Raw genomic sequence first — 20,345 nt, forward strand, 5'->3', positions numbered from 1 at the left:
AAGGCAGCCGAAGATGATGACCATGGAAATTAACACCGCACGGGAACAGCAACTGTTTAACGGCCGCAATTTTCATGTCTTCATCTACAACAAAACGGAAAGCGTGAGTGGTCTGCACCAGCACGACTACTATGAGTTCACGCTGGTGCTTACGGGGCGCTACTACCAGGAAATCAACGGTAAGCGGGTTCTGCTTGAACGAGGTGATTTTGTGTTCATCCCGTTAGGTTCGCATCACCAGAGCTTTTACGAGTTTGGGGCGACGCGCATTCTGAATGTGGGGATAAGCAAAGATTTTTTTGCCACTCACTATCAGCCGTTGATGCCATACTGCCTGGTAGCTTCGCAGGTTTACTCTGTTAAAAATTCGTTTCTCAACTATATCGAATCAGTAATTGCCTCGCTGCATTTTCGCGAAACTGAATTTGATGAGTTCATAGAAGTTGTGTCTTTTTATATTATTAACCGCTTGCGGCATTATCGTGAAGATCAATCGCAGGATGTGATTCCACAGTGGCTTAAAACAACCGTAGAAGCCATGCACGATAAAATGAAGTTTGGCGAAGGTGCGCTTGAAAATATGGTTGCGCTTTCCGGGAAGTCTCAGGAGTATTTAACGCGCGCAACGCAGCGTTACTATAGTAAAACGCCAATGCAGATCATTAATGATATCCGCATTAACTTTGCCATGAAACAACTGGAAATTACGAATTACTCCGTCACCGATATTGCCTATGAGTCGGGATACAGTAGCCCAAGTTTGTTTATTAAAACATTCAAAAAGCTGACGTCCTTTACCCCAAGCAATTACCGCAAGCGACTGACGGTTATCAAGTAAAACAATTCACGCGCTACGGTATTTTCCGTAGTTATGCGACAGTAAATTACTATCCGCGCTGAATGTGGAGGCGTTATTGCATTCATCGGAATGGAACATGAGGAAGAAAGAATGAGCGAGAAATTAAAAGTTGTCACCATTGGCGGTGGCAGTAGCTATACGCCGGAATTACTGGAAGGTTTTATTAAGCGCTATCACGAACTGCCGGTAAGCGAACTGTGGCTGGTGGATGTGGAAGAAGGCCAGGAGAAACTCGATATTATTCACAGCCTGTGTCAGCGGATGGTGGAAAAGGCGGGCGTGCCGCTGAAAGTCTTTAAAACGCTGGATCGCCGCGAGGCGCTGCAGGGCGCAGATTTCGTCACCACCCAGCTACGCGTCGGCCAGCTGAAAGCGCGTGAAAAGGACGAGCGTATTCCGTTAAGCCACGGCTATCTGGGCCAGGAAACTAACGGCGCGGGTGGCCTGTTCAAGGGCCTGCGTACCATTCCGGTTATCTTTGACATCATTAAGGATGTTGAAGAAATCTGCCCGAACGCGTGGATCGTCAACTTCACCAACCCGGCCGGGATGGTGACCGAGGCGGTGTATCGTCACACCAGCTTTAAACGCTTTATCGGCGTGTGCAACGTGCCTGTCGGCATGAAAATGTTTATTCACGACGTGCTGAAGCTGGAAGACAACGACGATCTGTCGCTCGATCTGTTCGGTCTGAACCATATGGTGTTTATAAAGGATGTGCTGGTCAACGGTCAGTCGCGTTTTGCCGAGCTGATCGACGGCGTGGCCTCCGGGACGCTGACCGCGAGAACCGTCAAAAATATCTTTGGTCTGCCGTTCAGTGAAGGGCTGATCCGGTCGCTTAACCTGCTGCCGTGCTCCTATCTGCTGTATTACTTCAAGCACAAGGAGATGCTGGCGATTGAGATGGGCGAATTCTATAAAGGCGGCGCGCGGGCGCAGGTCGTGCAGCAGCTGGAAAAACAGCTTTTCGAACTGTATAAAGATCCGCATCTGAATGTGAAGCCGGCGGAGCTGGAGCAGCGCGGCGGCGCGTATTACTCCGATGCCGCCTGTGAAGTCATTAACGCGATTTACAATGACAAGCAGACGGAGCATTACATTAATATTCCGCACCGGGGAAGCGTGCAGAATATCCCGCAGGACTGGACGGTGGAGATGACCTGCCTGCTGGGCCGCAACGGCGCGACGCCGCACCCGCGCATCACCCAGTTTGATGAAAAGGTGCTGGGGCTGATCCACTCCATCAAATGTTTTGAAGTTGCAGCCAGCAGGGCGGCGCTGAGCGGCGAATTTAACGATGCGTTACTGGCGCTGAACCTGAACCCGCTGATGCGTTCCGACAACGATGCTGAAGTGCTGGTCCGCGAACTGCTGCTGGCGCATGAGGCGCATCTGCCGCAGTTTGCGAAAGCAATTGCCGCCATCAAATCATCGCAGCAATGACAGGAGGTACCAGGTGCAACGTTTATTGATCGTCAACGCGGATGACTTTGGATTAAGCAAAGGCGTGAATGCCGGCATTATTGAGGCCGCGCGGAATGGCGTGGTGACGTCCACCACGGCAATGATGAATGCGCCGGCGGTGGAACACGCCGCAGAACTCAGCGCGCAGACGCCGCACCTTGGCGTCGGGCTGCATTTTGTGCTCAGCTTTGGTTGTCCTCTGACCGACATGCCGTCGCTGGCGCGGGACGGCAGGCTGGGGAAATGGGTCTGGGACGTGGCAGAGCAGGGCGCGTTAAATCCGCAGGAGGTTGAGCGCGAACTGGCCTGCCAGTATCAGCGTTTTCTGGATGTTTTTGGCCGTGCGCCCACGCATATAGACAGCCATCATCATGTCCATCTGATCCCCCAGGTGTATGCCATTGTCGCTAAATTTGCCGGTGAGAAAGGGCTGCCGGTGCGTATCGACCGGGAGGTGGCGGTGCAAAACGCAATCAGGCTTACCGACGAGCGCAGCAGTGACAGCTTCGCCAGCACCTTTTATGCGGAAAACGTCAGCGAGGCATTTTTCCTCACCCTGCTGGACGAGGCGGCGGCGCGCAATGACCGGTCGACTGAAATCATGTGTCATCCCGGCTTTGTCGACAAGCTGCTGCAGGAGAGCAAATATTGTTATCCGCGTCTGGAAGAGCTTGAGGTATTGACGGCACCGTCGTTAAAAGCGGCGGTGACCGCGCGGGGCTTCCGGCTGGGCAATTTCAGCGATCTGTGAAAATAAAACCGCAGCGCCAACACGCTGCGGTTCAAATAGCTGACAAACCTGTTTGCCAATGTATGCGCCGTTTTGCCGGGTGGCGGCTTCGCCTTACCCGGCCTACGAAAACCATCAATATCAACGCATTATTCATAACCCGTAGGCCTGTGCAAGCGAAGCGCCGCCAGGCATAATTCTACGGTATAACTAAAACCGCAGCGCCAGTGCGCTGCGGTTTTTCCTTACGCCGGGATACTGGCGATTTTGCTGCTGCGTGACCACACACGGTGCGCGGCCAGCAGGGTAATGAGTTCTTTTACCGTCGCCGCAGAAATCGTGTCGGCTTCGATAATTCCCTCTTCCCCCTGATCATCAACGTTCAGCGTCGCTTTAAACTCACGCGCATCCCCTGCCAGCACGATAGGCTTGAGGTGCTTATAGGCTTCCAGCAGATAGTAATTCGCTTCGCCGCTGGCCTTCAGACTGGTCAGATCGCCCCCGGGCACAATCACCGCATCAACGGTCAGCGACGGCGCACCAGCAAAGGTTGCCATCACGTTCAGCGCGCTGCCATCGTCAGCTTTAATCTCGCCCATACGCGAATAAAGCAGTTTAGCGTGTACGCCTTCCGCCTTCAGGCCCTTCAGCAGTGCCAGCAAATCAGCCGACTTCACCTTATCGTTCAGCAATACGCCTACCACGCGTCCTTTAACGCTGCCGCCAGGAATGGCGTACAGGCTCAGCGACGGGTCCTTTTTCAGTCCGTTGACATCGGCTGGCGGCGTCACTGCCAGCTGTTCATCGGTCAGGGTCAGGCCCAGATTTTCGGCCACGGCCTGTGCCAGTTTGAGATCGATACGGACCAGCTGATCCACCACGCGCTCGCGGATATAAGGACGGCTCACTTTGCCAAGTTCAAAGCTAAAGGCGTCAATAATATGCTGCTGCTCAACCGGCGTCTGGCTGTTCCAGAACAGACGGGGGTGGGAGTAGTACTCGCCGAACGACGGGCTACGCTCGCGGACTTTATTACCGTCAACACGCTCCTGATAGCTCTCAAAACCGCCACGCTTCGCCGCCGGAGGCGTTTCACGCGGCCAGTTATCGTTGATGGAGTTGGGCTCGTAGTTCGCCGGATTGGTATCAATATCCATGCGGTGCATGCCGTCACGCTGGAAATTGTGGTACGGGCAGGTCGGACGATTGATCGGGATCTCGTGGAAGTTTGGCCCACCCAGACGACTGATTTGCGTATCGGTATAGGAGAACAGACGGCCCTGCAACAGAGGATCGTTTGTGAAATCGAGTCCGGGGACAATATGCCCTGGGTGGAACGCTGCCTGCTCGTTTTCAGCAAAGAAGTTATCCGGGTTACGGTTAAGGACCATTTTACCGACCAGTTGTACCGGCACTAACTCTTCCGGGATCAGCTTGGTCGGGTCGAGCAGGTCGAAATCAAATTTAAACTCATCTTCTTCCGGGATCAGCTGGAATCCCAGTTCAAATTCCGGATAATCGCCCGCTTCAATCGATTCCCACAGTTCGCGACGGTGGAAGTCAGGATCGCGACCAATCAGCTTTTGCGACTCGTCCCACACCATTGAGGCTTTACCGGCCACCGGTTTCCAGTGGAAACGGACAAACGTCGCTTTCCCCTCAGCGTTGATCAGACGGAAGGTATGAATGCCGAAGCCTTCCATCGTGCGCAAACTGCGTGGCAGGCCGCGGTCGGACATTGCCCAGATAACGTTATGCAGGGTTTCAGGTTGCAGAGAAATATAGTCCCAGAAGGTATCGTGCGCGGTCGCACCCTGAGGGATCGCCCAGTGTGGTTCAGGTTTAACCGCATGAACAAAGTCCGGGAATTTATGCGCATCCTGAATAAAAAACACCGGCGTGTTATTCCCTACCAGGTCAAAAATACCCTCTTCGGTATAGAACTTGGTGGCAAAACCGCGAATGTCACGCACGGTATCTGCCGATCCTGCTCCCCCCTGAACGGTCGAAAAGCGCACGAACACCGGCGTTTTCTTTTGCGGATCGCTAAGGAAGTCTGCTTTAGTGATATCGCTTAAATCTTTATAGGGCTGGAAGTAGCCGTGTGCTGCGGAACCGCGTGCATGGACGATGCGCTCGGGGATCCGCTCATGGTCAAAATGGGTGATCTTTTCGCGCAGGATAAAATCTTCCAGCAGCGTTGGGCCGCGGTTTCCGGCACGCAGCGAGTTCTGGTCGTCGGCAATTTTGACGCCCTGGTTAGTGGTTAGCGCCTGGTTTTCGCTGCCTTTACGGAAGCTCTCCAGCGCCGTCAACTTCTCGCTTTCGATATCAGGCGCTTTCAGGCTGCCGGAAGCGGTGGGTTGTTCACCGGGAGCGGTAGGTTTGGGATCCGGCTGATGGGAGCCATCTTTCGGCGCCAGAGAATCCAGACCCGGCTGCGCTTGTTTTTCATCATGGACGGGAGAAGGGTGATTTTTGCTATTTTTATCATCTTTCGACATTGCGTAGGCCTCTTGTTTTCATCTCTGAAAGAGTGGGTGCTTAAAGAAAAACCTCTCTAACTATAGAACAATCTCACCGATGGGCAGGGTGAGAGGCTATAAAGAAGGGAAGACCGCACTCGCCTGACGCGACGTCGGGGGGCCATTTCGGCTATCATAGTTTTTTTGCTGTGATCTTTAGTGAATTAACTGCTTATGAAAACGCTTCGACAACAAAATCGTCCTGTCATCAGCTACGTGCCTCGCATCGAGCCCGCGCCGCCTGAACATGCGGTGAAGATGGAGGGTTTTCAGGACGTCTGGCTTCTGCGCAACAAGTACGTCGCTTTTGTGCTTGTAGGCGAAAAATTTGAGCGTTCGCCGTCCTTCGGCGTACCGGAAGCGGCCCAGCGCTGGGCGACGCAGATGCGTCAGGAAGGGGAAATTATCGGGTAAGGCCAACCGGGCGGTAAGCGTAGCCGGGCAGGGCGCCCGGCTCAGGGTTTAGCGATGTGCCAGTTCTACTTCATCTTCGCTGTTCAGGACGGTTTTATCCGTCTGTTTCAGCCACTGGCTTGTCAGTGTCCCGGCGGTCATGGAACCGCTGACGTTCAGTGCCGTACGCCCCATATCAATGAGCGGCTCAACCGAAATCAACAGGGCAACCAGAGTAACCGGCAGCCCCATCGCAGGCAGAACAATCAGTGCGGCAAAGGTAGCTCCGCCGCCCACGCCTGCAACACCTGCAGAGCTTACCGTGACAATCCCGACAAGCGTTGCAATCCACATCGGATCCAGTGGATTGATCCCCACAGTAGGTGCGACCATCACCGCCAGCATTGCCGGATACAAACCAGCACAGCCGTTCTGGCCGATAGTGGCACCAAACGACGCCGAGAAGCTGGCGATGGATTCCGGCACGCCCAGACGACGCGTTTGCGCTTCAACGTTCAGCGGAATGCTGGCGGCGCTGGACCGGCTGGTAAAAGCGAAGGTCAGCACCGGCCATACTTTGCGGAAGTAGCGCAGCGGGCTGACGCCATTGACGCCAAGCAGAATGGCATGTACGGCGAACATGATTGCCAGGCCCAGATAAGAGGCAATAACGAAACTGCCCAGCTTGATAATGTCCTGAAGGTTTGAACCCGCCACCACTTTGGTCATCAGCGCCAGCACGCCGTATGGCGTGACCTGCATCACCAGGCGTACCAGTTTCATTACCCAGCTTTGCAGGGTATCAATGGCCGTCAGAACGCGCTGGCCTTTCTCCACGTCGTCTTTTAGTAACTTCAGCGCGGCCACGCCGAGGAAGGCGGCGAAGATGACCACGCTGATAATTGACGTTGGGTTAGCCCCGGTCAGATCGGCAAACGGATTTTTCGGCACAAAAGAGAGAATAAGCTGCGGTACGGTGAGGTCAGCAACTTTACCTGCATAGTTACTTTCGATGGCGTTAAGACGCGCCGTCTCGGCCGCACCCTGCACCAGCCCTTCGGCGGAAAGGCCAAACAGATTGGTGACCAGGACGCCGACTAACGCCGCAATCAGGGTGGTAAATAATAATGTACCAATCGTCAGTACGCTGATTTTGCCGAGCTGTGCGGCATTGTGCAGACGGGCCACCGCGCTCAGTATTGAGGCAAAGACCAGCGGCATAACAATCATTTGCAGCAGCTGAACGTAACCGTTGCCGACGACGTTAAACCACTGGATCGAACTTTTAAGTACCGGGCTGTCATCGCCATAAATAAACTGCAATGCCAGACCAAAAATGACGCCCAGCACCAGACCAGCCAGCACTTTTTTTGCCAGACTCCACTGTTTGTGGCGGGTTTGCCCCAGCACAAACAGCAACGCGACGAACACGATAATGTTCGCGATCAATGGAAAGTTCATCCCCGTTCTCCTGTTTATTATGGTCGGCTTAGGAACGCCGACTCAGATGGCGCAAGAGTAGCAGAAGTGTGATGGGGGTCTTATATCCAAATGGAATGGCTTATATCAAAATGTCTGATGCAGACGATAATTAATACTAGTAGTGGTGGATTAAACGATAAAAACTGGTTTGCAGCGCGGTAATCATCCCCGAAGACCAGCGTACCGCACTGTTATCAGGAAGATTTTGCGGCATCCAGACGGCCCACACAAAGAGCGCCATGCACAGTACGCGTTCAAGCTGATTACCTTTACGCGGTGCAAGGATCGGCAGGCGGAAGCGCCAGCGGCAGGGCCACAGTAATGGAACTCCCGCCGGGGTAAGCATATCGGCAAGAATATGGCTTAAATAGCCCAGCACCAGCCCCTGCACAGCGTCTGCCGGGATCACCCAACTCTCCGGTATTTTTAGATAGCAGAGCGTCAGACCGCAAAACACGACCAGCAGGCTGTGGGTAAAACCCCGATGTCCAAAGGCTCTGGCGATGGGTTTAGAGATCCATCGCAGGCGCTGACCGAGAAAGGACTGGGGATGATCGATATCCGGCAGCAGACAGGTCAGGATCGCTGAAGGGATGATATGCCACCAGTCCCCTTGCGCGAGCACAGGCGTAAGCTCGGCATTTTTGGCAAAAACCGCGCAGGCAATTGAAAAAAGAAGATGGCCTTCCGCCGTCATGATAATCATTGGACTCGCTAAACTGTCGATTCATCCAGTATAGGGTTTTTATACAGTATGCGAAAGAGGTGACGTTGTAACTCAATGTCACAATTTGCATATTCGAGGGGGAAATTGAAAGGGCGCTCAATCTGAGCGCCCAACGGGCTCAGCCGCGCAAATGCTGGACGGTCAGATTGTGCAGAGAGGATAATTTAACGTTTGCCATAACATAACGCGGATCGTGCTGAACTTCCAGCGCCGGGACAACAATCGAGCGCATCCGCGCGGCTTTGGTGGCGATCATGCCGTTGACGGAGTCTTCAAGCGTAACGCACGTTAATGGATCAACCCCGAGTTTTGCCGCACAGTCGAGGTACACCTGCGGGTGCGGTTTGCTGTAAGGCAATTTTTCCGCCGAGGCCAGCGCGTCAAAATCATCTCGCAGGCCAAACATGGTGAGCACATTTTCCAGCATAGCGAGCGGAGAGGCAGACGCCAGCCCGATTTTCAGCCCTTCGGCTTTACACAGCGCCACGGCTTCACGCACGCCGGGCAATAGCGGACGCGCATCCTCCACCAGATTCATTGTACGGCTGATAATACGTGCGGTGACCTCATCGCGACCGGGGCCGTTCCACGGCTGCTGTGCGTACCACAAATCCACCACCATATCGATACGCAGTCCGAGCAGGTCGGGCAGCTCATCACGTCGGGAAACATCCACCCCAAGGCTTTCCATCACCTCCAGTTCAGCCCGATCCCACAGGGGTTCAGAATCAATTAATAACCCATCCATATCAAAAATTGCGGCGAGAATTTGTCGCTGAACCGTCATTGCATCCCTCCTCAGGAGTTCACTCTTAAAATGTTTACCACATGAAAGCTATGCGTTGTTATAGCATATTGCTTTTAAAAATCGGGCGAAAAGTGGCAGTAGCGGGTAGAATTAGCAGCGATAACAAAGCGTCTCTAAAAGGGGAATCCATGACGTATCAACAGGCTGGACGCATCGCAATTATTAAACGGATTGCGGGTTGGGTAATATTTATTCCAGCAGTCGTTTCTACCCTAATTTCGGTTCTGAAATTCATGTACGCGCACAGTGAAAAACAAGCAGGGATCAATGCGGTCATGCTGGATTTTGCGCACGTGATGATTGAAATGATGCGTTTCAATACGCCGTTTCTCAATTTTTTCTGGTACAACTCACCGCAGCCGGAGTTTAGTCACGGCCTCAACCTGATGTTCTGGATTATCTTCGCCTTGATCTTTGTCGGGCTGGCGCTGCAATCTTCCGGGGCGCGAATGAGCCGCCAGGCGCGTTTTCTGCGTGAGGGGGTGGAAGATCAGATGATCCTCGAAAAAGCCAAAGGGCCGGATGGGATGACGCGCGAGCAGATTGAGTCACGTATCGTGGTACCCCGGCATACGATTTTCCTGCAAATTGTGCCGCTGTACATCATGCCGGTGATTGTCTTAATTATTGGCTACTTTTTCTTTTCGCTACTGGGCTTTATTTGACCGCGTTCGCCCGGTATTACGCCGGGCGAAACCTTATGCTGCAGGCAGTGGCCGCGGTTTGCCGTCGTTGTCTACCGCCACATAAATAAACAGCGCTTCGGTGGCCTTATAGCGCTGGCCAATCGGCTCGGACGATACTTTTTTAACCCACACCTCAACGTTAATATTCACCGACGTCGTGCCGCGCTTAACGCAGCGGGCGTAGCAGCACACCACATCGCCGACCGCCACCGGGCGCAGGAAAGTCATCCCATCCACCCGAACCGTCACTACGCGGCCCTGAGCAATTTCTTTTGCCTGGATCGCACCGCCCATATCCATCTGCGACATCAACCAGCCGCCGAAAATATCGCCGTTGGCATTGGTGTCGGCTGGCATTGCCAGCGTGCGTAAAACCAGTTCGCCCTGCGGCGCATCGTTGGTGGTTGTCATGATCGTTCCAGTAAGTGAATAAAAAACCCGGTCGGAACCGGGTAAAAAATCAGGGTTTATCATCCTGCGGCATGTGCCGGTAGATATACACGCCGCTCAGCAGGGTAAAGACCAGCGTCAACGCGGTCAGGCCGAACACTTTAAAATTGACCCAGATATTTTGCGGCAGCCAGAAGGCAATATAGATATTTGCCAGCCCGCAAAGAAGAAAGAACAGCGCCCAGGCGATGTTAAGCTTTGACCAGACCGCGGCCGGTAACGTCAGTTCTTTACCCAGCATGCGCTGGATCAGCGGCTTTTTCATGACCCATTGACTGAACAACAGCGCTCCGGCAAACAGGGCATAAATCACGGTGACCTTCCACTTAATAAATTCATCGTTATGGAAGAAAAGCGTTAATCCGCCAAACACGGCAACCAGTACAAAGGTAATCAGCGCCATTTTTTCAACCCGCCGATAGCGCAGCCAGCTGTAAATCAGCACCACCGCCGTCGCGATAATCAGCGCGGTGGTCGCCATGTAAATATCGTACAGCTTGTAAAAGGCAAAGAAGACAATCAGCGGTAAAAAATCAAGAAACTGCTTCATACAACGATTCCGTAGTAATGTCGCTCGCCAGGCGAGCGACAGGGTTAAGGGCGAATGAGCATGTACAGACGAAACAGATAAATGAGCAGCATCGCGGAAATCAGATTGCTCAGCGTGTTCGCCACCACGGCCCCCAGCAGCGGCGTTAATGCGGCAAAATGCGAAGCCAGCATCAGAAGCAGCGTTTTTGCCAGCAGCCAGCAAATGATGGCTGGTGCGACAACGCGCATGTTGGCCCACGCCAGACGCGTGCTGCTGCGCATTGAGGCAAATATCCCCATTTTATCCTGAATCAAAATAACCGGAGCAAAGGCCAGCACGATAGCCAGAATGACGCCCGGCACCACGATCAGCATTATGCCTATCTGTACCAGAAAAGTGGTCAGGAGAATCAGTAAAAACAGTCTGGGCAACACGGGAGCGCTGGCACCAATCGCACGCAGCGCGCTGACGCGTTGTCCGGCAGAGATCATCTGGATCATCAGCAGCACGCCACCCGCTAACAGCGCGTTGCCTACCAGTCCGGTAAAGGTGGATAAGGCTGAAGCGCGAAGTAAAACCTGCTGCTGTTCTGGCGTCATGCTCTGCACCAGTTCAAACAATCCGCCGCTTCCGGCCAGATTGTCACCCTCACTGAGGATCGAAAGCTGCTCTTCACTGGGTGAAAAAGCATGGCCAAGCACCACCGTGATAAATGCACACAATAAAGCAATCAGCAAAATGGTAATGAACTGATTACGAAAAAAATTACCCGTGTCACGGTAAACGGACTTCGCCGTGATAGACATGCACTCTCCTTGCGTTTTGCAGGCGTTATTAAGCGGACGATTGTACCCTGGATAATGCATCAGTGGCAGCATCCGTAAAGGTCAGTCTTTGTAAAAAAGGTATTGACCATGCTTATCTTTCATCGCGCTTAAAACGCCTGCACCGCCGCATATCGCCGGTCATCATCGCCCTCTTTATCAACACAGACACGTTTTTCATCAGCTTTGTGAATGGTAGCGGTCTGAGAACCGGCGTTTTATGCGTAAATTTTACGAAAATTGATGTGGTTATGAAAATAAGGTTAGCGTGTAGTACGTAAAAATTAATCCAGATCAATAAAGGTTAAATCTCAGGATTAAATGTGATCTAAGTTGGATCACTTTTACTGCTTTGTAGGTATATTTGCCGCGCCTGATAAAACCATAACGAAGGAGTGGATATGAAAAAAATTGCGCTGGCGGCATTAATCTTAAGCAGTCTCTCTGGTGGAGCATGGGCGCACGAGGCGGGTGAGTTCTTTATTCGCGCCGGTTCAGCAACGGTTCGACCGACGGAAGGGTCGGATAACGTACTGAACAGTCTCGGCGGGTTTAATGTTGATAACAATACCCAGCTGGGCCTGACGTTTACCTATATGGCGACGGATAATGTCGGGGTAGAATTGCTGGCGGCGACGCCATTTCGGCATAAAGTGGGCACCGGGCCGACCGGCAATATTGCCACCGTCCATCAACTGCCACCGACGTTAATGGCCCAGTGGTACTTCGGCGATGCCAGCAGTAAAGTGCGGCCCTACATTGGCGCAGGCGTCAACTATACGACGTTCTTTGATGAAAGCTTTAACGATAACGGTAAGGCCGCGGGGCTGTCCGATCTCAGCCTGAAAAACTCCTGGGGCGCAGCGGGACAGGTCGGGCTGGATTACCTTATCAACCGCGACTGGCTGATCAATATGTCCGTCTGGTACATGGATATCGATACCGAAGTGAAGTTTAAAGCGGGTGGGGTACAGCAGAACGTGGATACCCGCCTCGATCCGTGGGTGTTTATGTTCTCAGCGGGCTATCGCTTTTAATTCTTTGTTACAAACTGGCCGACTGCGGCCAGTTCCTTGCGTTGTCGCCCTTCAAAGTTAACTATAAAAGCTTTTTATGCGATGCATCGCATCGCAGGCACACTTAGATAATGCGCATTTATCCAAAAGGGTTATTATCGCTGCCTGAGAGTTTCCTTAATTTGTCCTTAAGTAGCGACGGCATATGACACTGAAAACGCAATTTTCCGCAGCAGCATTTTTTTTGCTCCTGCTGGCGGTCCTGTTTCCCTTCACGGCAGATTTGCATTTGCCATTACTTCACGGCGAAGTTGTGGAATGGATAGAAAATGGCCAGGCACTGTGGCTATTGTTTGGCGCGGTCTTTACTGCACTTTATATCAAGCCGCTATCGCTTGAAACGGGTTCCAGGCAATTCTGGTTGTGGGCTGTCGTGTGGTGGCTGGTATTGCTGGGAAGAAGCACAAGCTGGGGACGAGACTATTTTCCCCATGAGCCCAAAATGCTGTTCAGGACGATTTCGGTGATCCTGATTGCAGCGCTGGCGCTGCCGCTGATCCTGTCCTCCACGTTGCGCAAAGAAATTGCGTTGAAATTCCGCACGGCGGAGGTGCCACTGTGGATGGTGCTTATCGTGGTCATTACGTTCCTGATCTCTGATTCCGTAGAGCATCATCGGCTCATCGCACCGCTCTTTTTGCACGTCAGACAGTATCAGGATTTGATTGAAGAACTGTATGAAATCCCCTTTATGGTGGGTCTGTTCTTAATCACCTGGGATCTGATGAAGAGCGAAAAACGGGAGACCGCGCTTTCCGTCGCCCACGCCAGCCGCTAAAAAAAAGCCCGCCGTAAAGGCGGGCAAGTCATACTGGAAGCAATGTGAGCAATGTCGTACCGAATACCTGAGTATTTCGCTCAACTATTCGGTAGTGAGAAAGATAATCTTTATCATCTTCAGAATCAACCCCTTCTTTTGTACGGACGTTAAGACAGCGTAAACACCGTGCGTTTTTTACTGTCGTTAAGGGCAGGGATCTCAGTCACGGTACGTAGCGGATATGTCGATAGCGTAATGGAAGCGAAACCGTCCAGCCCGCAAGCCGGACGGTCCTGAGATCAGGCGTGCGGCGTGGCGGCCTTCATTTTTTGTACAAACGCTTTTAGCTCGCTCAGCATTTGCTCAGGCGCATCCAGGTTGTTTTCAATGATTTTGACGATGGCCGAGCCGGAAATGGCCCCCGCCGCGCCAGCGCCTATTGCGGCCGTAACCTGCTCCGGTGCGGAGATGCCAAAGCCCTGAAGCGGCGGCGCGGCATGATACTCGCTCAGCTTCTCGACCAGATGGTGCAGCGGCAGGGCGGCCTGATTTTCCGCGCCGGTGACCCCCGCGCGGGAGAGCAGATAGGTATAGCCACGGCCATGGGAGGCGATCAGGCGCAGAAGCTCATCGTCCGCATTCGGCGGACAGATAAAAATGGGCGCAATATTATGCCGCATCGCGGCCTGGCGGAAGGGCGCAGACTCTTCGACCGGCACATCCGCGACCAGCACCGAATCCACACCAACGCGTTCGCAGGTCGCGTAAAACTCATCAATACCGCCGCTAAACACCAGATTGGCGTACATCAGCAGACCAATGGGGATATCCGGATACTTCTGGCGAATGGTGCCCAGCATTTCAAAGCACTGGCCCGGCGTTACGCCAGAAGCGAAAGCGCGCAGGGTGGCATTCTGAATGGTCGGGCCATCGGCCAACGGATCGGAGAAAGGGATCCCCAACTCAAGCGCGTCGGCGCCCGCTTCGATCAGCGTATCAATAATTTTTAGCGACTGTTCCGGCGAAGGATCGCCGAGGGTAACGAAGGGAACAAACGCCCCTTCCTGACGGTCTTTCAGTCTGGCAAATAACTGCTCATAGCGTTCCATCAGATTTCCCCTCGCGCTTTCAAAATATCGTGTACGGTAAAAATGTCTTTATCGCCGCGGCCGGACAGGTTAACCACCAGCAGCTGCTCTTTTTGTGGATTTTCGCGCATCATTTTTAGCGCGTGGGCCAGGGCATGAGACGACTCCAGCGCCGGGATAATCCCTTCTTCACGGCACAGTGCCTTGAAGGCTTCCAGCGCTTCGTCATCGGTGATCGAGACATAATCGGCGCGTCCGGTGCTGTTCAGGTAAGCATGCTGCGGGCCGACGGACGGGAAATCCAGACCGGCAGAGATCGAGTACGACTCTTCGATCTGCCCATCGTCGGTCTGCATCATCGGCGATTTCATGCCGAAGTAAATACCCACGCGGCCATGTTTCAGCGGCGCACCGTGCTCGCCGGTTTCAATACCGTGGCCCGCAGGTTCAACGCCAATCAGGCCGACGCTGGCTTCTTCGATAAAGTCGGCAAACATACCGATGGCGTTTGAGCCGCCGCCCACGCAGGCGATGACCGCATCCGGTAGACGGCCCTCTTTTTCGCGGATCTGCGCTTTGGTCTCTTCACCGATCATCCGCTGGAATTCACGCACGATAGTCGGGAACGGATGCGGACCTGCGGCAGTGCCCAGCATGTAGTGCGCGGTGTCATAGCTGCCGGACCAGTCGCGCAGCGCCTCGTTACAGGCATCTTTCAGGGTTGCGGAGCCGCTATACACCGGGATCACTTCCGCGCCCATCAGCCGCATACGGAAGACGTTCGGCGACTGACGTTCTACGTCTTTGGCACCCATATAGATACGGCACTTCAGCCCCAGCAGTGCGCTGGCCAGTGCCGAGGCCACGCCATGCTGGCCCGCGCCGGTCTCGGCGATGATTTCGGTTTTGCCCATCCGTTTTGCCAGCAGCGCCTGACCCAGCACCTGGTTGGTTTTATGCGCGCCGCCGTGGAGCAGATCTTCACGCTTGAGATACAGGGTGGTCTTTGTGCCAGCGGTGAGATTCTGGCATTTGGTCAGCGCAGTAGGGCGACCGGCATAGTTTTTCAGCAGGTCAGTAAACTGAGCCTGAAACTCAGGATCTTTTTGCGCGCTGACAAAGGCTTCTTCCAGCTGGCGCAGGGCAGGCATCAGGATCTGCGGAACGTACATTCCACCAAATTCACCGAAGTACGGGTTTAATAATGTTGTCATCATCTCTTCCTTAATAGGCGCGTAGCGTCTGAAAAACCGAGGCCAGTTTGCTGGCATCTTTACGACCCGGTGCAGACTCTACGCCGGAATTGAAATCAAGCCCGGCACAGCCGGTACCGGCGGCGGTGACGCAGTTGTCGGGACCAAGCCCGCCCGCCAGCAGAACATTGCTCAGATCCTGGCCCGCCAGCAGCGTCCAGTCGAAGGACTGACCGCTCCCGCCCTGACCGTTATCCAGCACGTATTTATCGACATGGTTGAGGTTGCGCGCGGGCAAACTGTGGCTGACGCTCAGCGCTTTCCAGATTTCCACGCCTGACGGTAACTGAGCACGCAGGGTGGTGATGTACTCCTGATTTTCATCGCCGTGCAGTTGAACGGCGGCGAGGTTAAGGTTTTGCGCTGTGGCAACAACGTCGGCGATTTCCGCATTGCGGAACACGCCGACGTAACGCAGCGGGGCGCTGGCTATTACTTCACGCGCCTGGCTTTCATCTATCGCACGGGGTGACGAAGGAACAAAAATCAGCCCGCCGTAAATGGCACCCGCCTGGTAAGCGGCCTGCGCATCGTCGGCGCGTGCAAGACCACACACTTTGTTTTCACCCAGCAGGACTCGCAGCACCGCGGCGTTAAGATCGTCATGCGACATCAGCGCCGAGCCAATCAGAAAACCATTGGCAAAACGGCTCAGTTCGCGGATCTGGGCGTGGGTCGTAATGCCCGATTCGCTGATCACCGTTACGCCGTGCCCGAGGCGCGGAGCCAGCTCACGGGTGCGGTTAAGATCGATAGATAAATCACGCAGGTCACGGTTATTGATGCCGACGACCTTCGCTTCCAGCGCAATCGCCCGCTCCAGCTCTTCCTCATTACTGACTTCGGTCAGCACGCCCATCTTCAGGCTATGGGCTACGGCGGCAAGCTGACGATACTGTTCGTCATCCAGTACCGAGAGCATCAGCAGGCAGGCATCGGCCTGGTAAAAACGTGCCAGGTATATCTGGTAAGGATCGACAATAAAATCCTTACATAAAATCGGCTGCGGCGCGATGCCGCTGACAACGGGCAGAAAATCAAAACTGCCCTGGAAATATTTTTCGTCGGTTAATACCGAAATGGCGGAGGCGTGATGTTTGTATACGCCAGCGATACGCGCGGGATCGAAATCGTCGCGGATCACGCCTTTTGACGGCGACGCCTTTTTGCATTCCAGAATAAACGCGGTGCGTGTGCCCTGTAAGGCCGCGTAAAAATCACGCTGGCTGGCAACCACGTCGTTCTGAAAGCTTTCCAGCGGCTGTTGCTGTTTACGGTTTTCTACCCATATCGTCTTGTCGGCGACGATTTTCGCTAAAACGGTTTGCATCATTTACCCTCTTGCTGCCAGTGCGGTCACGCGATCGTAGGCCGCGCCGCTGCGCAATACACCCAATACTTTTTGTACGTTAGCCTGTAAATCTTCTTCACCGTGCAGGCGCATCAGCATCGCGACGTTCGCCGCCACGGCGGCCTGGTGCGCGGTGTCACCTTTACCTTGTAGTAAGCGTGTTAAAATGTCACGGTTTTCTTCCGGCGTCCCGCCCGCCAGTTCTTCCTGATGATACGGCGTCAGGCCAAAGTCAGCGGCGGTAAGCTGATAATTTTTGATTTCCCCATTGTGCAGCTCCGCGACTACCGTCGGGGCATGAAGGGACACTTCATCCATCCCGCCGCTGTGAACCACGGCGGCCCGCTGGTAGCCCAGTACGCGTAGCGTTTCGGCAATCGGCAGCACCAGTTCCGGACTGTAAACGCCAATCAGCGCCAGCGGCGGATGCGCCGGATTGATCAGCGGCCCCAGCACGTTAAATAAGGTGCGGGTCTTTAACTGCTGACGGACCGGCATCGCATGGCGAAAACCGGTGTGGTATTTCGGCGCGAACAGGAAGCAGACGCCTAAATCATCCAGCGCTTCACGCGACTTATCCGCATTCATATCCAGATTAATGCCGAAGGCGGCCAGCAAATCCGACGAGCCGGATTTGCTGGAAACGCTGCGGTTACCGTGCTTCGCCACTTTCAGGCCGCAGGCCGCGGCAACAAAGGCGCTGGCGGTGGAGATATTAATGCTGTTGCTGCCATCGCCTCCGGTGCCCACAATGTCGGCAAACGGATAATCGGGACGCGGGAAGGGCGCGGCGTTTTCCAGCAGCGCGGTGGCCGCACCGGCGATTTCATTCGGATGCTCGCCGCGAATTTTCATGCTCACCAGCGCGGCAGCCAGTTGCTCTGGCTTCAGCTCGCCGCGCACCACGGCGGAGAAAAGCTGGTGGCTTTCCTGCTGGCTCAGGGTCTGCGCCTGGTAAAGTTTTTCCAGCACCGGTTGCAGAGTATGGGTCTGCTCCAGTTTTTGCATCGCCCATGCCAGGGTTTGTTCCAGCAGACGAGCGCCCTGGGTGGTGAGGATCGACTCCGGATGGAACTGGAAGCCGCAGACCCGGTCAGCATCGTGACGGACGGCCATGACCATGCCGTCAAAGTGAGCATTGATGGTCAGCCCCGCCGGAATATTGCTGCCAACCAGCGAGTGATAGCGTGCGACCGGCAGCGGGTTGGACAGCCCGGCGAACATCGCCTGACCGTCATGTTCAATACTGGACGCTTTACCGTGCAGAATTTCACCCGCCTGACCGACATAACCACCATAGGCTTCAACAATCGCCTGATGGCCAAGGCAGATACCAATAATCGGCAGCTTGCCGCGCATGCGGATCAGCAGTTCAGGCATGCAGCCCGCTTCGCTCGGCGCACCGGGACCGGGGGAGAGCATCAGTACCGGGTTATCCATGGTCGCCAGACGATCGATTAAGGTCTGCGCCGGGACGTGATTACGGTAAATCACCACGTTATGCCCGCTGGAGCGTAGCTGATCTGCCAGGTTATACGTAAACGAATCAATGTTATCGAGCAGCAGAATATCAGCCATCAGAAAATCTCCTGTGCGTGGTGAGCGGTAGCGATGGCGCGCAGTACCGCGCGGGCTTTATTGCGGGTTTCATCGGCTTCAGACTGCGGGACGGAATCCAGGACCACGCCAGCCCCGGCCTGAACGGTAGCAATGCCGTTCTCAACGAAGGCGGAGCGAATGACGATGCAGGTATCCAGCGAGCCGTGGGCGGTGAAGTAGCCGACCGCGCCCCCGTAGCTGCCACGACGTTTACCCTCGGCCCCGGCAATTAACTGCATCGCCCGCACTTTCGGCGCGCCGCTCAGGGTGCCCATATTCATACAGGCGCGGTAGGCGTGCAGGGCGTCAAGATCGTGACGCAGTTCGCCGACTACCCGTGACACCAGATGCATCACAAACGAGTAGCGGTCAACTTTCGTTAAGTCAGCGACGTAACGGCTGCCCGGCGTGCAGATGCGTGCCAAATCGTTACGAGCCAGATCCACCAGCATCAAATGCTCTGACAGCTCTTTATGGTCGGTACGCATTTCCAGTTCGATACGGCTGTCGAGATCGCGGTCGAGGCTGCCATCCGCGCGACGGCCGCGAGGACGCGTCCCGGCAATCGGGTAAATTTCAATCTGCCGTGAATCGGCGTCGTACTTCAGCGAGCTTTCCGGTGATGCGCCGAACAGGGTAAAGTCGTCATCCTGCATAAAAAACATATACGGGCTGGGATTGCTTTTCTTCAGCACGTCGTAGGCGGCCAGCGGCGACGGGCAGGGCAGCGAAAACTGGCGGGAAGGCACCACCTGGAAGATTTCGCCGGCGCGGATCGCTTTCTGCATCTGACGCACCACCGCGCCATACTCTTCATCGCTCTGATTACAGGTGCTGCGCATCTGCTCCATTTTCTCTACCGGGAGTGGCTGCGGCGGGGTATTCAGCAACTGACGCAGTTCGTCGATGCGCCGGGTCAGGCGCATCTTCTCTTCGCTCAGTGGCGTAAACAGGCTGCACTGAATACGCGTTTTTTTACTCTGATGATCGATAACCAGCAGCGTCTCGGCAAGGTAGAAGCAGTAATCCGGGCAGGCGGTATCGCTCTTAAGCTGCGGTAAATCTTCAAAACCGGCTACCAGATCATAGGCGAACAGGCCGCCGAAAAACATCGCTTCGCGCTCGTCCGCTGGCACAATTACCAGCTCCTGCAACAGGCGGAACGCGTCGAAGACCGACAGCGAACACAGCCGGGCGTCTTCATCTAATAAGGTGCTTACCGCCGGGAAGCGCAGCGTGCGGCCGTTTGCCCGCGGGGTGTTTTCAATGCCGGCTGGCAGCGCCGTATCAAGCAGCGCCAGCAATGCCGCGCCATTGTCGCTCAGCGCGGTGATAGTGACAGTGTCACCCAACGCGGAAATGCGCAGCGCGCTGTCCACCAGCAGCAGGCTTTTCAGATCGTCTTTGCTGTCGATATCCGCGGATTCCAGCAGCAGCGTGGCCGGACGCGCGTCACAGAGCTGGTGGAAAAGCGCAGTAGGATCTTCGCGGTATACCCCGTCGCTGGTCAGAAGTTCGAGAGTGTGTTTTTGCGTTTGCATTGTTATTCTCATTTATTCTGGTCAAAAAAAAGCCCGCTTATGTGGCGGGCCTGGTATCTGTTTGCAAAGTGCAGACGTGATAGTACAGCCCGTTAACAGGGAGTACGCCACCAACCGTGCAGAGTAAAAATGTCTTTCATCTCAGATACCTTTTCTTCGTGAACTTTCGTACTAGTTAACTAGTTCATGAAAAT

Annotated in this window: 19 protein-coding genes and 1 other annotated feature; of the genes, 7 read left to right on the forward strand and 12 right to left on the reverse strand. The window is 54.4% G+C overall.

Going from position 1 to position 20,345, the window contains the following annotated elements:
* Positions 1-13 precede the first annotated feature (13 nt).
* The 3 genes from chbR to chbG all read left to right on the forward strand — a co-directional run bounded on the left by chbR (position 14) and on the right by chbG (position 3,077).
* Positions 14-838, forward strand: a complete 825-nt coding sequence (gene chbR, locus P0H77_RS09955; protein WP_276164740.1) for a transcriptional regulator ChbR — start codon at positions 14-16, stop codon at positions 836-838.
* A gap of 111 nt (positions 839-949) precedes the next feature.
* Positions 950-2,305, forward strand: coding sequence for a 6-phospho-beta-glucosidase (locus P0H77_RS09960; RefSeq protein WP_276164741.1), 1,356 nt, complete (start codon positions 950-952; stop codon positions 2,303-2,305).
* Between the two features lie 13 nt (positions 2,306-2,318).
* Positions 2,319-3,077 (forward strand): chitin disaccharide deacetylase, encoded by a 759-nt coding sequence (gene chbG, locus P0H77_RS09965; RefSeq protein ID WP_276164742.1) that lies wholly within the window; start codon positions 2,319-2,321, stop codon positions 3,075-3,077.
* Positions 3,078-3,301: 224 nt separating this feature from the next.
* Here chbG and katE read toward each other — a convergent pair whose 3' ends face one another.
* Positions 3,302-5,560 (reverse strand): catalase HPII, encoded by a 2,259-nt coding sequence (gene katE, locus P0H77_RS09970; protein WP_276164743.1) that lies wholly within the window; start codon positions 5,558-5,560, stop codon positions 3,302-3,304.
* 195 nt (positions 5,561-5,755) lie between these two features.
* Here katE and cedA point away from each other — a divergent pair, with 195 nt between their 5' ends.
* Positions 5,756-5,995, forward strand: a complete 240-nt coding sequence (gene cedA / locus P0H77_RS09975) for a cell division activator CedA (protein WP_276164744.1) — start codon at positions 5,756-5,758, stop codon at positions 5,993-5,995.
* Positions 5,996-6,043: 48 nt separating this feature from the next.
* Here the strand turns inward: cedA and P0H77_RS09980 are convergent, their stop codons facing one another.
* From P0H77_RS09980 to hxpB, 3 genes are all read right to left on the reverse strand, one after another.
* Positions 6,044-7,435, reverse strand: coding sequence for an L-cystine transporter (locus tag P0H77_RS09980; protein WP_276164745.1), 1,392 nt, complete (start codon positions 7,433-7,435; stop codon positions 6,044-6,046).
* A 136-nt stretch (positions 7,436-7,571) separates the two neighbouring features.
* Complete coding sequence (locus P0H77_RS09985; RefSeq protein WP_276165093.1) at positions 7,572-8,153, reverse strand: metal-dependent hydrolase; 582 nt, start codon at positions 8,151-8,153, stop codon at positions 7,572-7,574.
* A 148-nt stretch (positions 8,154-8,301) separates the two neighbouring features.
* Positions 8,302-8,970, reverse strand: a complete 669-nt coding sequence (gene hxpB / locus P0H77_RS09990; protein ID WP_276164746.1) for a hexitol phosphatase HxpB — start codon at positions 8,968-8,970, stop codon at positions 8,302-8,304.
* 149 nt (positions 8,971-9,119) lie between these two features.
* Here hxpB and P0H77_RS09995 point away from each other — a divergent pair, with 149 nt between their 5' ends.
* Complete coding sequence (locus tag P0H77_RS09995; protein WP_276164747.1) at positions 9,120-9,656, forward strand: YniB family protein; 537 nt, start codon at positions 9,120-9,122, stop codon at positions 9,654-9,656.
* A gap of 33 nt (positions 9,657-9,689) precedes the next feature.
* On the opposite strand, the gene yciA is transcribed toward P0H77_RS09995, so the two are convergent.
* From yciA to P0H77_RS10010, 3 genes are read right to left on the reverse strand one after another with little or no spacing between them, the layout of a single operon-like run.
* The gene (gene yciA / locus P0H77_RS10000) at positions 9,690-10,088 is read right to left on the reverse strand and encodes an acyl-CoA thioester hydrolase YciA (protein ID WP_276164748.1); all 399 of its coding nucleotides are present in this window, start codon (positions 10,086-10,088) and stop codon (positions 9,690-9,692) included.
* Positions 10,089-10,137: 49 nt separating this feature from the next.
* Positions 10,138-10,677: a septation protein A gene (locus tag P0H77_RS10005; protein WP_276164749.1), complete on the reverse strand. Its 540-nt coding sequence runs from the start codon at positions 10,675-10,677 to the stop codon at positions 10,138-10,140.
* A 44-nt stretch (positions 10,678-10,721) separates the two neighbouring features.
* Positions 10,722-11,465 (reverse strand): YciC family protein, encoded by a 744-nt coding sequence (locus tag P0H77_RS10010; protein ID WP_276164750.1) that lies wholly within the window; start codon positions 11,463-11,465, stop codon positions 10,722-10,724.
* A gap of 419 nt (positions 11,466-11,884) precedes the next feature.
* Between P0H77_RS10010 and ompW the strand changes: the two genes are divergently transcribed.
* Both ompW and P0H77_RS10020 read left to right on the forward strand, forming a co-directional pair.
* The gene (ompW, locus tag P0H77_RS10015) at positions 11,885-12,520 is read left to right on the forward strand and encodes an outer membrane protein OmpW (RefSeq protein ID WP_276164751.1); all 636 of its coding nucleotides are present in this window, start codon (positions 11,885-11,887) and stop codon (positions 12,518-12,520) included.
* A gap of 184 nt (positions 12,521-12,704) precedes the next feature.
* Entirely contained in the window at positions 12,705-13,337 is a 633-nt protein-coding gene (locus P0H77_RS10020) for a hypothetical protein (protein WP_276164752.1), read from the forward strand.
* Positions 13,338-13,618: 281 nt separating this feature from the next.
* Here the strand turns inward: P0H77_RS10020 and trpA are convergent, their stop codons facing one another.
* The 5 genes from trpA to P0H77_RS10045 are packed head-to-tail and all read right to left on the reverse strand — an operon-like array spanning position 13,619 to position 20,151.
* Positions 13,619-14,428 (reverse strand): tryptophan synthase subunit alpha, encoded by an 810-nt coding sequence (gene trpA / locus P0H77_RS10025; protein WP_276164753.1) that lies wholly within the window; start codon positions 14,426-14,428, stop codon positions 13,619-13,621.
* Positions 14,428-15,621, reverse strand: coding sequence for a tryptophan synthase subunit beta (gene trpB / locus P0H77_RS10030; protein ID WP_276165094.1), 1,194 nt, complete (start codon positions 15,619-15,621; stop codon positions 14,428-14,430). Before trpB ends, trpA begins: the two co-directional genes overlap by 1 nt.
* Positions 15,622-15,631: 10 nt before the next feature.
* Complete coding sequence (trpCF, locus tag P0H77_RS10035; RefSeq protein ID WP_276165095.1) at positions 15,632-16,990, reverse strand: bifunctional indole-3-glycerol-phosphate synthase TrpC/phosphoribosylanthranilate isomerase TrpF; 1,359 nt, start codon at positions 16,988-16,990, stop codon at positions 15,632-15,634.
* Between the two features lie 3 nt (positions 16,991-16,993).
* A complete protein-coding gene (trpD, locus tag P0H77_RS10040) occupies positions 16,994-18,589 on the reverse strand; it encodes a bifunctional anthranilate synthase glutamate amidotransferase component TrpG/anthranilate phosphoribosyltransferase TrpD (protein ID WP_176918189.1) in 1,596 nt (531 codons plus the stop codon).
* The gene (locus tag P0H77_RS10045) at positions 18,589-20,151 is read right to left on the reverse strand and encodes an anthranilate synthase component 1 (protein ID WP_276164754.1); all 1,563 of its coding nucleotides are present in this window, start codon (positions 20,149-20,151) and stop codon (positions 18,589-18,591) included. Before P0H77_RS10045 ends, trpD begins: the two co-directional genes overlap by 1 nt.
* A gap of 23 nt (positions 20,152-20,174) precedes the next feature.
* Positions 20,175-20,270, reverse strand: a sequence feature (Trp leader region).
* Between the last annotated feature and the right edge of the window lie 75 nt (positions 20,271-20,345).

It is taken from the genome of Superficieibacter sp. HKU1 (assembly GCF_029319185.1).
Lineage (GTDB): Bacteria > Pseudomonadota > Gammaproteobacteria > Enterobacterales > Enterobacteriaceae > Superficieibacter.